The sequence below is a fragment of the Atopococcus tabaci DSM 17538 genome, assembly GCF_000429585.1.
Lineage (GTDB): Bacteria > Bacillota > Bacilli > Lactobacillales > Carnobacteriaceae_A > Atopococcus > Atopococcus tabaci.
In genome coordinates this window covers 1-15,072 of sequence record NZ_AUCD01000061.1, presented here as the reverse complement: position 1 = coordinate 15,072, position 15,072 = coordinate 1, and the positions used below count along the sequence as shown (strand labels likewise).

The 15,072-nt window shown below is 44.6% G+C and carries 13 protein-coding genes; all 13 read right to left on the bottom strand.

Translation table 11 applies throughout. The annotated features are described in order from the left end of the window. Positions 1–346: 346 nt before the first annotated feature. Entirely contained in the window at positions 347–1,330 is a 984-nt protein-coding gene (locus G470_RS0109040; protein WP_028274550.1) for a 3'-5' exoribonuclease YhaM family protein, read from the bottom strand. A 45-nt stretch (positions 1,331–1,375) separates the two neighbouring features. Then, the gene (locus G470_RS0109035) at positions 1,376–4,204 is read right to left on the bottom strand and encodes an AAA family ATPase (protein WP_028274549.1); all 2,829 of its coding nucleotides are present in this window, start codon (positions 4,202–4,204) and stop codon (positions 1,376–1,378) included. Next, positions 4,194–5,429, bottom strand: coding sequence for a metallophosphoesterase family protein (locus G470_RS0109030; protein WP_028274548.1), 1,236 nt, complete (start codon positions 5,427–5,429; stop codon positions 4,194–4,196). Before G470_RS0109030 ends, G470_RS0109035 begins: the two co-directional genes overlap by 11 nt. 142 nt (positions 5,430–5,571) lie before the next feature. Continuing rightward, on the bottom strand, positions 5,572–5,916 hold the full coding sequence (locus tag G470_RS0109025) for a YlbF/YmcA family competence regulator (protein WP_028274547.1): 345 nt from the start codon (positions 5,914–5,916) through the stop codon (positions 5,572–5,574). A gap of 96 nt (positions 5,917–6,012) precedes the next feature. Then, positions 6,013–8,139 carry a PBP1A family penicillin-binding protein gene (locus G470_RS0109020; protein WP_028274546.1) on the bottom strand — a complete coding sequence of 709 codons (2,127 nt, stop codon included), beginning with the start codon at positions 8,137–8,139 and terminating at the stop codon, positions 6,013–6,015. Positions 8,140–8,309: 170 nt separating this feature from the next. Further along, the gene (locus G470_RS0109015) at positions 8,310–9,293 is read right to left on the bottom strand and encodes a DHH family phosphoesterase (protein ID WP_051258527.1); all 984 of its coding nucleotides are present in this window, start codon (positions 9,291–9,293) and stop codon (positions 8,310–8,312) included. Between the two features lie 11 nt (positions 9,294–9,304). After that, positions 9,305–10,621, bottom strand: a complete 1,317-nt coding sequence (locus G470_RS0109010) for a DRTGG domain-containing protein (RefSeq protein ID WP_028274544.1) — start codon at positions 10,619–10,621, stop codon at positions 9,305–9,307. Between the two features lie 15 nt (positions 10,622–10,636). Then, entirely contained in the window at positions 10,637–11,317 is a 681-nt protein-coding gene (locus G470_RS0109005; protein ID WP_028274543.1) for a metal-dependent hydrolase, read from the bottom strand. Positions 11,318–11,431: 114 nt separating this feature from the next. Continuing rightward, positions 11,432–12,550, bottom strand: coding sequence for a DNA polymerase IV (gene dinB, locus G470_RS0109000; protein ID WP_156908036.1), 1,119 nt, complete (start codon positions 12,548–12,550; stop codon positions 11,432–11,434). A 119-nt stretch (positions 12,551–12,669) separates the two neighbouring features. Continuing rightward, a complete protein-coding gene (locus G470_RS0108995; protein WP_051258526.1) occupies positions 12,670–12,951 on the bottom strand; it encodes a post-transcriptional regulator in 282 nt (93 codons plus the stop codon). A gap of 99 nt (positions 12,952–13,050) precedes the next feature. After that, positions 13,051–13,374: a preprotein translocase subunit YajC gene (gene yajC, locus G470_RS0108990; protein ID WP_028274540.1), complete on the bottom strand. Its 324-nt coding sequence runs from the start codon at positions 13,372–13,374 to the stop codon at positions 13,051–13,053. 183 nt (positions 13,375–13,557) lie between these two features. Then, complete coding sequence (gene tgt, locus G470_RS0108985) at positions 13,558–14,703, bottom strand: tRNA guanosine(34) transglycosylase Tgt (protein ID WP_028274539.1); 1,146 nt, start codon at positions 14,701–14,703, stop codon at positions 13,558–13,560. A 71-nt stretch (positions 14,704–14,774) separates the two neighbouring features. Beyond that, positions 14,775–15,072: IS256 family transposase (locus tag G470_RS0108980; protein WP_035445449.1), on the bottom strand; the 298-nt coding region annotated here is incomplete at its 5' end.

The window sequence follows — 15,072 nt, the reverse complement described above, 5'->3', positions numbered from 1 at the left end:
GAGTGGTTTTGGGTGATAGGCAGGACGACCGTCCTGAGTCTCAAAAATTTTAAAGTAATGATCGTCTAATGAATCGACAAAGTTATAGATAGAAAAAACAATATGGTTGGGATCAATACAAGTAGATAATTCTAATGGAAGTGAAGTTTGATTCATGTTATATTGTACGTACATAAAAAGCACCCCTTTAATGTTTAGTGTCGTTACTAATATTATATCAGGGTGCTTTTTGTATGCCTAATTATATATAGCAAAAACGACGAGAAAATTAGTTAATCTAATTTCTCGTCGTTTTTATTTAGTGGCTTTTGTCCCAGCCTCATCTTTTTTTAACGTCCGGCAGATATCAGTACTCTTCTTCTGTTTTTGGAGTGGTGGATGTTTCTTTTTTAGCGGGCAGATAGAAGGAACGGTTTTCCAACCCAAAGATCCGTTCGCTGAACGTTCCCGGTTCTGTTCTGCTTAACGCATCGTTCAACATATTGATGGTCGCATCCAAATTATCGATTTGGTAGAGAATTTCTGCTTCACGAAGTTTCGGACGCACTGGAGAACCATATTCCAGCTCCCCGTGGTGAGCGAGCACCATATGTTTCAACAACAACACGTCTTCGTGTTTCTCGTCAATTTTCAACGCTTGGCATGCCTTGGAAATTTCTTCATCCACCAGAACGATGTGCCCAATCAAATTCCCTTCGAGTGTGTACTCAGTGGAAACAGGGCCGCTTAATTCAAAGACTTTCCCTAAATCGTGCAGAATCAACCCCGCGAACAACAGGGACTTATTGATTTCTTTATACTGGTCTACAAGTGTTTTGGCGATATTCAACATGGAAACTGTGTGGAACGCCAATCCCCCTGCAAACGCGTGGTGAAACCTTTTAGCGGCAGGACTTTGAAAAAATTCTTTTTGGTGTTTGTTCAACAAGTAGCGGACAATTCGATTCATGTTGGCATTGGTGATGTCAAACAACGCCTCATGGAGAACTTCTATCATATCTTCTTTTTTCATCGGTGCGCGCTCAACATACAAATCCGGATTATCCGGCTCCCCTGTTTTTGCCAAACGCATAGAGAAAATTTTCAATTGCGGATTCCCTTGATAAAGTTCCCGCTTGCCGTGTACTTTCACAACTTTGGAAGCCTCATACTTTTCGATGTCTTCATCGGAAGCATCCCAGAACTTGGCATCCATCTGCCCGCTGGTATCTTGAAATGTGAAGGCTATGAATTTTTTTCCATTTTTGGCAATTCGCACATCAGCGGATTTAATCAACAGAAACAAGTCGACGTTCTCCTCCATTTGGTACTCATATAATTTTTTATCCATCTCCTGCTCCTTCCCCTACATGTTTATTCAGGTGACTTTTTCTCATTATAACACGGTCACGCCAGCTTGTTGAAATTCTTCCATCGCTTCTTGGTCAAAAGTAAAATATAAAACCTGTGCTTCCCGGCTGATGTTTTCCAATAAGGCCCACATACGACGTTTCCGTTCCGGATCGAAGTTGACAAACCCGTCATCGACCAATAATGGAAGTTCCATCGTGTCAGCGATGTTTTTGATGAAAGCCAGCCGCAAACAGACATACAATTGTTCTGCGGTTCCTCTTGAAAGTTCCGAGGCATCATACAACAAATGATTCTTATGGCGAACCCGCATAGTGTCTTCTTCCAACAGTATCTGCGTGTAATTTCCATCAGTCAACTCTCGGAAATATTCTTCCGCATCAGCGATGGTTCCGGGAAGCCGGTCTTTCTTGGCATAATTCAGTGTCTGTTCAATTAAATGAGCTGCCACCTTCAAGCTTGCCCATTCATCCACCAACGTCTGAAGTTCACTTTTTGCGTTTTCGTACTCTTGCAATAAGACCGCGTAATCTCCTCCCTCTTCCAACTTACGGATATCGACTTCTCGTTGAATCTTTTGGTTTGTTTGTTCGTCTTCCTCATTTTTCAACTGCATCATTGTCTGTTCTTTTTCTTGTATTACTTCGGACAACTCTTCTTGGGATCGGAATGCTTCAAATGTTTCCAGCCATTCTTCCAGTTGGCTTTTCAGCAACTCCAAGCGTGCTCTTTTTTGCTTGAGGTCTTCCCGAGCGGCATATTTTTTCCGAAATTCTTCTTCCGTTTCTGCTTCTACCGCCCGCAGCAAGCGCCTTTTCTTTGTCTCGATTTTTTTGATTTCTTGAATCAGCCGTTCCAGTTCTCGGTTTGCTTCTTTGAAGCGGGCGATGTACTCTTGCTGCCTCTTTTCTTCTTCTTTTACTGACTGGAAAATTCGTTTGACTTGTTGAAAAAGATCTTGGTAGGAAGAAGACAGGTCTATATCTTCTTCAAAGACCATCAGAGTTTGTTTCCAAGTTTGAAGAGAGGAAAGCAAGTCGTTTAGCTGGGTTCTTTTTTCGCTCAAACTTAATTCATCGTCGCGGATGGAAGAAAGATCCTCTTCTTTCGTCAGCGTCTCTTCCATCGTCCAGGAATCAGGGATTTGCTTTTGTTCCTTGAGTTGGTTCCACTGGCGAGAGACCACTTCTTTTTTCTGCTGGTATTTTTCTTTTTCTTGCTCGACCTCTCGCCGTTGTTGTTCAATTTCATCTGACTGGGCCAATTTCAAACGCCAATTTTTTCGAATCTCCGTCTGTTTGATGTAATCTTCGTACGAATACGGAGTTGAAGCGTCCAACGGTTCTGTCTTTTCTTGGGAAGCTGCTCTTTTTTTAAAACTGAATACTCCGATAAAAAGCCCGATTCCGACAGCGATGGCCAACCAGTTCATCGGTACCGGAAGCAAGAAACTCAATACAAACAGCCCCACTCCGCCTGCAATGGTCATCCATTGAAGACTCCCTGTCCTTTTCGTTTGATCTGCAGCAGACGAAGAATCTTCTCCTGCTTTTCTCTGGTTCGACAACTGTTCCATCTGTTCGTATTCTTTATTGGTCCAAAGCTGATTTTCCAGCGCATCGATTTCTTCCGATAACGATTGTCTCTTGTATTCCAACAACGACAATCGGTTTTGGGTTTCTTCCAATTGTTTTTCCAACTGCTGCGCTTCTTTCGCTTGCCTGGAAATAAGTTGACGTTCTTCAACAGTCAGTTCTCCCGGCATATCCGCAATCGGGTTCAAGCCCAGCCGCAACTTTTCTTTCAGCAAACGTTGTTTCATCTGCTCTTCGTCTTCTTGAAGTTGCTCAAGCGTCACAATCTTCACACGGATGTCTTCCAATTCAGTCTGCATGGCGTGGAATTGGTCTTCGTTTCGTTCATAAAAATCCAACATTTTGGAAGGACGATACGTTTCTTGATACTGCCGGATTTTCTCCTGCTCGTGAATTTCACCGGTACGGAGTTCTTCCAACTGTGTGTTAAAGTGGTTTAATTGATGCAGCCCGTCTTCTGGAAGCATCTCTATATCTGCACGCTGTAGCTCTTGTTGGAGCGTACGCAGTTCCTCAAACCTTGACCATTCCCTGGCCATTTGTCTCAATTGAGACAAATGGCTATCTGTTTCATTCAATTTTTCCCGAATGTCTCGAATGGTTTGCTCAATGCGTTGTTTGTCGTTCACAAGTTCCGTGTACTGGCTATTTTTCTTTTTGGCCGCTTCCACTTTTCGGCCCTTCTTTTCTACGTCTTTCATCTTTTTGTTGATGTCCGGAACGCGGCCGGTTGGTTTGTACAGTTTAGAAGCCTGGGTATGGAGACGATCCGCTTCCTTCAAAAATTGTTCCGTCCCCAATGTGCCCGCACTCAAAAAATAACGGTTTAATTTCTCTTTCGTCATGCGGTCAATATGCTGGATGCCGTCCAGGTTGATTGAATAAATCGATTGATACCACTCTCTGTCCATTCCGTACAACAATTCATTCAACAAGGCATCTGATCCGGTGGTTCCATCCTCTAAAAAGACCGTTACTTCTCCGCTGGCTTTTCCTTTCACGCGTTCGATGGTCACTCTGCCGTAACGCGTATCCTGCACCAACAATTTTCCGCCATAACGGGAGTCTGTTTTTGGTTCATAACGTAACTCTGCGCTTTGCCGATGCGGAAAACCGAACAGAACACTGTGGACAAACGACATCAACGTCGTTTTCCCTGCTTCGTTCCCGCCGTAAAATATCTGCATGGAATCGGCCACTTGAAATGTTTGATCCACCCATTTCCCGTAACCGTAAATTTCAACTGCTTCAATCTTCATCTTCATCCACCCCCATTACGGCATAGAGATGTTCCAACGCTTGCTCCACAATGTTTTCCCTGTAAAATTCATTCCGAACTTCCAATAACGATGCCTGTCTGGCTTGTTGGAAAAAATCACTGGTAACGTCACGAAAAACACCGTCTTGCTGCACTTCTTTAAGCGCCTTCGCCCATTCTTCCGGGAACAATGCTTTTAAAGCCGGCATTTTATTTGCTGTTTGTTGTTTAAGTTTCACTTCATTGACCCATACAAAAGCCGCATGTTCCCTTGCGGCCTGAAAGGCTTCGGCCAATTCTCCATTTTGAATTTTTCTTCTGACGTTCTCCGGCACTCCGCCATCGTCGACCAGCGTCAATGTCAAGAAGCTGCTGGTGTTATTTTCTTTTTGTCGGTCGACGATTTCTTTTATGGCTGAATACACGTCTTCTATCGTCCATCCAATTTCGATGGTGATTTCTTCGTTCACCCATTCAATTGGGGCAACCGGTTCAAAGTGGACCGTCTGTTCTGTCTTCGTTAGATTAACCATCAAGAAACCTTTCGGCTCCGTTTCCTTTTTGTTCCTTCCTTGAAGGCAGCCCGGATAGTAAGCCAATGGACGTTCAGAGACTTGTTGACGCTTATGTATGTGTCCCAGTGCCCAGTAATCATACTCTTTGCTCTGGAGTTCTTGTATACTGAACGGCGCATAATGAGCGTGCTCAGAATGATTTCCTTCTGCGTAACCATGCAGCATGCCGATGTGCCAATCAACGGACGGGTCGCGGTGCGGGTACTGAAGAATTTTTCGTTCTGTGATCCATCGTTGATCGTAACTGAATCCTGAAACTGCAATCCGTTCGCCTCGCTTGGTTGTCAAATAGGCTGTTTCTACATTGGAGTTGAACACAGTCACATTTCCCGGCATTTCTAATTGCATTTCTTCTTCGGCGAGAAAATCGTGGTTTCCGTGAATGATATAGACAGGAATCTCCGCCTCATCCAATCGTTCCATTTCTTCTCGGAACACAGCTTGTGCTTTGATGCTGCGATCTTCTAAATCATAAATATCCCCCGCTAACAATACAAAGTCTACCTTTGATTGGATAGCCGCATCCGTCAAAGAACGCAGCGCATGAAAAGTAGACTGGCGAATGGACTGCCAGACATAGTCGGGTAGTCCTTTCAATCCTGAGAATGGGCTGTCTAAGTGTAAATCGGCTGCGTGTAAAAATTTAGTCATTATGGCCTCCTCTCTACCCTTTCTTTAAGATGGGTACATACGTTCTTTTTGTCGGTTGAAAAAAGACTCACCTTTCCTTCAGCGAGTCTTTTTTCTTGTATCCATTATCTTGATGGAATCAAAATTAATTTGGATGCTTCGTTTAATTTTCGTAAAGTTCGCGTACTGGTTGTAAAATGATTCGGTTCAAGTCATCGATGAGTGTACCGATTTGTTGTTCTGCTTCCATCAAGTTTTTGATGGCTTCGTTTTCTCCGACTTTCGCAGACAATTCTTGTGCGTTTTGCACTTCTTCTTCAGAGATTCCTTCGCCGCTCATTTGTTTTTGCTGCAAGGAAACTTGTAGGTTTCGGAATTCTTCGAACAATTGACTTGTTGCTTCGTCCTGCTGAATTTGTTGGAAAGAAGCTTCCAATGTTTTATAAGCCTCTGTTTCTCTTATTTCTTTTTCCAATTGATTTGCAGTGTCGTATACATTAACTGTCATGTCTGCAGTCCCTTCATCTATATTTGCACGTTTCCATGCGTCTTGCCCAATTGTAACACGAACGATAGCCCCATTCTACCATATTCATTGGTTTTCTCACTCAGTTATGCGTTCCCTGAAGAGATTGAACAAGTCGCCGGCTCTTTCCCGGACGTATTCAGCACCTTCTTTGAATTGCTCGCCCACTTTGCCCATACCTTCTTGCAACTGACCCCAAATCGGTGCCTTCTCTGCTTCTTTTGCTGAAACGACTGCTTCTGCATCCGGCGTATTGAAGGCCGTCATTGAAGTGTGAGGCAAAATGGCTTCCATTTCTGCTTCCAACAGCTCCCCTACTCCTTCCGAACTGTAAGAAGTCAAATGATGCTCCGGTGTTGTATGGTCAAAGCCCATCCAACTTGTCACGACGATATCCGGTGTGTAGCCAACAATCCACTGATCTGCTGCACCGGTCCCAAAACCAGTCTGTGTAGTCCCGGTTTTCCCAGCTATTTGGTATCCATCCGGTTGGTTGTTTGCTGCCGTTCCATAAGAATAGACTCCTTGAAGCATACTGTTCATTTTCTCTGCCACTTCAGGGGTGGTGACCCGTTTGCTGTCAGGTTCTGTATTGTCCACCACTACCGCACCGGTGGCATCGACAATTTTTGTGATGAAATGCGGTTCCATCCGGTATCCGTCATTTGGAAATACGCTGAAGGCACTCGCAATCTGCAGTGGTGAAGCTCCACCGTCCATACCGCCGAGAGCGATTGAAGCAAGGTTCTTATCGCCTTCTTGAACATCGATTCCGAATTGTTCGACTTTCTTGATTCCGCGGTTCAAGCCGATTTCATTCAACAACCATACGGTCGGAGCATTCAAACTCTCCGCCACAGCTTCATACATCGGCACTTCCCCCGATTCAGAATACCCGTTCAAGTTGGTCGGTTTGTAATTGTCTTCTCCATAGGTAAGTTCCCGGTCAACCAACATATCGTCCAAGTCATATCCAGCTTCCAGTGCCGGTGTAAACACACCCAACGGCTTCATGACCGATCCCGGTTGGCGCCGCATTTGAGTGGCCCGATTGAATCCTCGGAATGTGTATTCACCGCGTCCACCTACTACAGCTGTGACACCTCCAGTTTCTGGGTTCAACGCAACGGACGCACTTTGCAGCAGGGTGCCGTCTTCTGCATCGTCAAAATAGGCGTCGTTTTCATACACCTCATCCATCTGCTGCTGGTGCTCCTGATTTAGAGAGGTGTATACTTTATACCCATTATTCAACAAATCTTCTTCGTCGATGCCGTACGTCTTGATAGCCTCGTTGATGACCGCATCAAAGTAATAAGGATAGCGGTAACCGTCTTCGCTGTCGTACGCATCCACCAACGTCAATGAGCTTTCCTGTGCAGCCGTTTTTTCTTCTGCAGTGATGTATCCATTGGTTTCCATCAACGCCAGCACGACATTGCGTCGGTCAATCGCTCGGTCATAATTGTCAATCGGGTTGTAGTTGGACGGCGCTTTTAACATTCCTGCCAGCGTCGCTGCTTCAGAAACATTGATTTCTGATTCGTCTTTTCCGAAATATTTCAGCGAAGCATCCGATACGCCCCATACCCCATTCCCGAAGTAAGAATTGTTGAGGTACATTTCCAGTATTTCTTCTTTTGTGTACGTTTTTTCGATTTCAATGGCCAAAAATACCTCCTTCAGTTTTCGGATCATCGTCTGATCCGCTGTTAAGTAAGCATTTTTGGCGAGCTGTTGCGTGATGGTGCTCCCACCCCCCACGATATTCCCGCCGTTGACGACATAGCCGACAGCTGCACGCGCGATTCCGATAGGGTCGAAGCCATGGTGATTGTAAAATCGTTTGTCTTCAGTCGATATGACCGCTTCTTGGATATGTGGAGAAATTTCATCTAATGGAACAAACGTCCCTTTCTGGGCATACAGCGTTCCTGCTTCTTCTCCATTTTGATCGTAGATGGTGGTCGTCTGTTCCAATCCTGCTTTTAACGCGGTCACATTGGTTGTCTTCGCCGACACATATAAGTAAATCGTTCCGACAAGACTAAGAACCAACATAGCGAGAATCAGCACTTTTGTCACATGATACTTTTTCCATATTTTCCGTCGTTGGTTTTCCCAACGAATTAAGTAGGGCCGCAGCCACTTCCAAAATTGAATCAGGTAGTCTTTCGCCCGATTCATCAAAGCTTTCCAGTCCATAATTATTCAACCTCTTTTTCTTTGTCTCGTAAAAAGTGAAGATTATCCTTGACTAGTTTACCAAAAAAAGTGTGGGCTGACATCGTTCTTAAGAAGGATAAAAGAAATCTGTCACTTCTCGGACAAAGTAGCATCGTCCAGTAAGTGACAGCGTAAAGAGGTTATAAAAATCATTGAGTGGAACGCTCTTGCCAGTTTGCGCCCAATTCATCCATTTCTGCGATAATTTGATGGATTTCAGCGAGGTCTTTTGCGTTGGCTCCGCTGGCAAGCGGGTGCCCTCCCCCGTCGTGTCTGGCCGCCAAGCCATTGATGACGGGCCCTTTTGAACGTAAACGGCACCGAAATACCCCGTCTTCCTGTTCCACAAATATTCCCCATAAAGTGACGCCTTCGATTGTTCCCGGCAACGGAACAACCGAATGCGTGTCGGCATCCGTCAATCCGAAACGGGAAAGCGTCTCTTGAGTCAGCACAATTTGAGCGGCACCGGAAGGCCGAATTTCCAAGTTCTCCAACACATATCCGGTCAATTTTGCCACTTTTGAATTGATTTGGGTCAATTGATGATTGACTTCGGTATGCGAAAAACCTTGTTCCATCAGTGAAGCGGCTGTCCGCATGGTGTCAGGTGATGTGGCATCGTACAAAAAGCGGTTGGTGTCACCCACAATACCGGCGTAAAGCAGACGTGCAGCCTGGGCATTCATTTTTAATTCTTCTGGAAAAGCCAACCAAAAATTGGCAATCATCTCGCTGCAGCTGCTGGCGGAAGGGTCAACCCATTCTGTTTCGGCGTATGCATCTTCACCTGGATGATGATCGATTTTAATCAGACGCTGTCCCAAACGGTAACGGTTGTCATCAATTCGGCCTTCATTCGCCGTATCTGTCACAATCACAAGTGCGTTGTGATAATCAGAAGGCTCTGCATGATTCATTTCAGCCAGGAATGACAAATTATCCGGCAGGCTTCCCACAGAATAAATGCGTTTAGCGGGAAACGAATTTTTTAGCAGCTCCGCCAGTCCTACCTGTGAACCAATCGCATCCGGGTCCGGCCGGATATGGCGGTGGATGATAATCGTATCGTATGTACGGACAGCATCCAGTATTTCACGTTGTGCTTGAGTCACTTTTTCTGATGGTTTCACTTTTCTTCCTCCTACGTTCGCTGCATGATCTGACAAACCAACACAGCTTTTGCGACTGGTATGTTTTCTGCATACACATTTACATCCAAACGGGCAGATTTCCTCCCCATATCAAATACTTTTGGTTCAATGACAATTTCACTGCCCATTTGAATCATTTTGAAATAATGGAGGTTCATCTGTTCTACCACTGCGTTTCTTTTATCCATAAACGTCAAAAACTGGTAAACAGCATCAGAGATGACTTCGCTAAGCACGCCAAACGAAATGGTGCCTACACTGTTGGTCATCTGCGGGGTGACTGGGAATTTATAGACCACTCCGTTTTCCTCTGATTCACTGATTTCCAACAGTTGGTTAATCTGGTCTGCAATCGTATCTCCCATCTGCGGTTGCCGCTGGGCGGATTGCATCGCCTTCATCACATCCTGCCGGGATACAATCCCCTTCAAGGTCAAATCATCGGCAAGGACCGGCATCACTTCGAGCCCGTCCCAAATCATCGTATGTGCCACGCTGGCGACACTCATATGAGTGCGTGCGTAAAACGGATTGCGTGTCATTACCCGTTCAATGCTCATACGATCCGGCTTTCCAATGACGTCTTTGGCTGTTACAATTCCAACCAGTCTTTTTTGCTTGTTAACTACTGGAAAACGCATATGTCCGCTCTTTTCGTTAAGCCTGCGGTAATCCATCACTGTATTTTCTGTCGTCAAGTAATCAGTTTTTTCGATTGGCGTATAAATATCTTCCGTCAACATAATTTCTTTTTTAATCAGTTGATCGGTCATAGCTCGGTTAATCATGGTGGCCACGGTGAAGGAATCATAAGATGTTTTGATCAGTGGGAGTTCCAACCGATCCGCCAATTCGACAATTTCATGACTCGTGTCAAATCCTCCTGTAATCAGGACTGCAGCACCGTTCTCCAAAGCCAGCTTTTGAGCCGGCTCTCTGTTCCCCACGATCATCAAGGAACCTTTGGTGATATACCGGATCATCGCATCTTCTGTCATCGCTCCGATGATAAATTTGTTGAGTACTTTATCCAAACCTTTGCTCCCGCCCAACACATCTCCTTCGATGATGTTGACGATTTGAGAGAAAGTCAGATTTTCAATACTCTCTTTTCGTTTCTTTTCGATTCGAATCGTACCAACACGTTGAATCGTCGAAACCAATCCTTTCATTTCCGCATCTTTAATGGCACGATATGCGGTTCCTTCACTGACATCCAATTGCTTGGCAATCGTTCGGACAGAAATCTTCTCTCCAACAGGAAGGGACTCAATATAAGAAAGGATTTTACCATGTTTCGTTGTCATAGTTATCGGCTCCTGCTATAAGCGAATAGGTTCTCCAATTTCTGGAACAACCCCCACGCCTTCTGGTAATTGTTGTATAAACTTTTCAGGGTCTTGCTTGATTAATTCAAATGTATTGTAGTGGACGGGCACCACTTGCTTGGCTTTCAGCCATTCAGCTGCCAAAACCGCATCTTCCGGCCCCATCGTGAAGTTATCCCCGATAGGAATGAACGCCAACTCGATGTCGTGAAGCCGGCCGATTAAAGAGAGGTCAGAAAACAATGAGGTATCTCCTGCATGAAAGAGCGTTTTTCCATCCGCGGTAAACAGGAATCCAGCAGCAAGCCCCAAGGTGAACGGTTTCCCGTCAATCTCTAATGAAGAACCGTGAATCGCACGGGTCATCTTGACTGTTCCGAAATCGAATTCCCTCTTTCCTCCCATCTGCATGCCATGGGTACGAAGTCCTTGAGTAGCAAGATAGTCTGCGAGTTCTACGTTTGCAATGACCAAAGAATCGTTTCTTTTGGCAATCTGCACCGTGTCTCCGACATGGTCGGCATGAGCGTGCGTCAACAAGATAACATCAGCCTCGACAGCTTCCGCGTCTAAATCGCTCAGCTCATTGCCTGTAATGAAAGGATCGATCAGCAAATGCGTGCCGTTATTCGTTTCTATGCTTACTGCGGAGTGTCCATGCCATGCTGCTTTCATGTTGCATTCTCCTCTGTATTAATATAGTTTCAGAAATCTGTACCAATCTGTTTTCATTATACCTGTCCCGTACACCTCGTGCAAACTCTTTCATTCTGTATGGAGACGGTCTTACTAGTCCCAGAGCGGCAGCTCAATATTCTCATATAACAGCGGGTCCAAGCCTGTGACGGTAATTCCCAGCAGCCGCACACCTTTCGCGAGGGACCCGATTTCATCCCATAAATCTTCGGCAATGATGAATAACTGTGAGTCATCTTTAATATAATGGGGGTAGGTTTTCCGTCTGGTCAATGTTTCAAAATCTTCATACCGAACTTTTAACACCACGGTTTTTCCGTGTTTTTGATTTTTCTGCAACGCCTCCATCACTTCTGAAGACAATATGCGCAACTGCTGAACCACTTCTTCTTCCGTACGCAGCATGTCGGCGAACGTGTTCTCTTTCCCCACTGACTTCCGGTCTCTTACAGGTGAAACCGGAGAATCGTCTATTCCTCGGACTTTTCGATAGAGGGAGTACCCCATTTTCCCAAATTCCTGAATAAGTTCCAATTCACTCTTTTGGTATAAGTCCTCCCCCTTATTAATTCCTAGTTCATGCATGCGTTCCACTGTTTTAGTCCCCACACCATAAAACTTTTCAATTGGCAGTGCCATGAGGAAGTTATGTGCATCTTCAGGCGGGATGACCGTGATGCCGGCCGGCTTTTTAAAGTCAGAAGCTACTTTCGCAATAAACTTGTTGTAGGATACGCCCGCCGAACAGGTTAAGCGCAATTTTTCCCATATGTCTTTTTGGATGCGATGTGCAATGATTGTCGCACTTTTTATATTTGGTTTGTTTTCTGTGACATCCAGATAGGCTTCATCCAAAGAGAGCGGTTCGATCAAGTCGGTGTACTTCCGGAATATTTCGCGTACCCGCCTGGAAATCTGACGATACAAATCATATCGGCCGGGAATAAAGATCGCATGCGGGCACAATTCATACGCTTTTTGGGCAGGCATCGCCGAATGAATGCCATACTTTCTGGCTTCATAACTGGCTGTGGTCACTACTCCTCTGCCGCCGCTTTCTCTTGGATGACGGGCAATCACGACTGGCTTGCCTCGTAGTTGAGGATTCTCCCGGATTTCTACGGAAGCATAAAAAGCATCCATGTCGATGTGGAGGATTTTCCTGGATGTGTCCCGTTCCGGTTCATCAAAAATCAACATCCCGTACTGCATGTCTTCACCGCCTTTTTCCACTCTCATTATAAGGGAAGAGATAGTAAACGTCTATTTTTCAAAGAAACCATTCAAAAAAGACCGGAACTATTCTCCCGGTCTCCATAAATATCGTTTTATTAAATCAACCCATCCAGATCCAGTTCATTCATCGGTTTCACATCATAAACTTGTGCTTTGATGGTTTCAAAATTGAAGTAATCATTGACTGTGATGCGCATAATCTCTTTCACTGCTTGGTGGTACCGTTTTGGTCGTCCTTTTTTCCATCGGTAGGTAAAAAGGTACTCCCATAAATCTTTTTCATTGATTTTTGCATACCCCAAACGTGTAAATTCTGATGCTTTTAACTTCAACCAATCCTGATACATCGGATAGTCCCGGTCGAGTGGTACAGTCATCCCTTTCCCTCCTTCACCATGCTGAGCAGTCTGAACGATAATTGCAAAAAAGAGGGCATCCGCCCTCTTTTCAAGAAAGAATCTTTCTCTTTCATGCTTTTACTGTTGATCTGTGGTATCCGACTCGTTGGTGCCCAAGTCGGCAGCTGAAGCGGACGTTCCTTTTTGGACTACACGTGCGATTGCACGGCGTTCAAATGTCAAATATATCCCTTCACAGTCCAAGACCACTGTGTTTGCTTCTGCATTGACTTCATCAATGATTCCGTGCAAGCCGCCAATGGTCACGACGGAATTTCCTTTTTGCAAGGAATTCAACATATCTTGCGTTTTTTTCGCTTGTTTTTGCTGCGGACGAATCATCATGAAATACATCAAGACGACAATCAGCAGGAAAGGCATCAAACTAATTAAAAATTCCATTTCTTCCATTCCTCCATCTTTGATTCGAATATTTAAATACTCAGTATCCACTACCTTTTTCAGAAATCCTTTGCGTACAGGTAAGGAACAGGCATTTGCTTGCCTATGAAATTAACTTTACCAAAGTTTTGGTTGGAATACTACTGATTTTGGGTTTTCTCTCGAAAAAATTGTCAGAAACATTTAAAAGTTTTTCGCGTTTGGTTTATTATACCCGTACTCCTCAAAGAACGCTTCTTTGAACTCCAACAAGTTGTCTTCACGGATGGCTTGACGCACTTGTTTCATTAAGTTAATCAAGAAATAGACATTGTGGTAGCTTATCAGACGCATACCAAACGTTTCATCTGCTTTAATCAAGTGCCGCAAGTACGCACGCGTGTAATTGCGGCATGTATAACAGCCACACTTAGGATCTAACGGTGTAAAGTCCCGGGCAAATTTCGCATTTTTCACAACGACCCGTCCTTGAGAAGTCATTGCCGTACCATTACGTGCAATCCGAGTTGGAATCACACAGTCGTACATATCCACTCCGCGTATAGCCCCTTCAATCAAAGCATCGGGCGTACCGACTCCCATTAAATAGCGCGGTTTGTTTTCAGGCAGCAACGGTGTGGTGTAATCCAACACTTTATACATATCTTCTTTCGGTTCGCCAACAGACAATCCTCCAATGGAGTAACCGGGAAAGTCCAGCGATACCAAGTCTTTTGCATGCTGCATGCGGAGATCTTTGAATCCTGCACCTTGGACAATCCCAAACAATCCCTGCCGGTCAGGGTTTTGGTGAGCTTTCAACCCACGTTCAGCCCAACGCGTTGTACGTTCAATGGATTTTTTCACATAATCATAACTTTCATCAAACGGTGGGCATTCATCAAAACTCATCATGATATCCGATCCTAACTTGTTCTGAATCTGAATGGCTTTTTCAGGTGATAAAAACAATTTGGATCCATCTAGGTGACTTCTGAAATGCACGCCTTCTTCTTCAATTTTCCGGCTGTCACTTAACGAGAACACTTGAAAGCCGCCTGAATCAGTCAGAATTCCTTTGTTCCAGTTCATGAACGAATGAAGACCGCCCGCTTCATCCACGATGTCTTCTCCGGGACGCAACCATAAATGATATGTGTTGCTCAGGACAATCCCTGCTCCCATTTCATCGACGTCTTCCGGAGAGAGCGTTTTGATGGTGGCTAAAGTACCTACAGGCATGAACATCGGTGTTTCAAAAGTTCCGTGAGGAGTTGTGATTTCTCCTAAGCGCGCGCCTGTATGCTTTTCTTTTTTTATCAATTTATACGTAATCGGTCCGTTTCCCATGGTGTCACTCCTTCTATATTAGTCAAGTCCATAATCCTGTGTAAAATACTATACAATGTTTTACCGGTCTCTCATTGATCAAACTTAATATATTTTCTTGTAGAACTGAGCCATTCGTCATGAAGGTCCATAAGGACAGCTCCAATTAATCGATTGGCGGACGCTCGGTTGGGAAAAATCCGGATAATCTTTTCTCTTCTGCGGACTTCCTGGTTCAGTCGTTCAAGAAGGTTGGTGCTTTTTAGCCGATTGTGACCATTTCCGATAACCGTGTATTGAAAGGCATCTTCGAAGCCATTATCCAATGTTTCGCAAGCTTTTGTATATTTAGACTGGTCGATATATTCACCGACTAAAGCATTCTTAGCT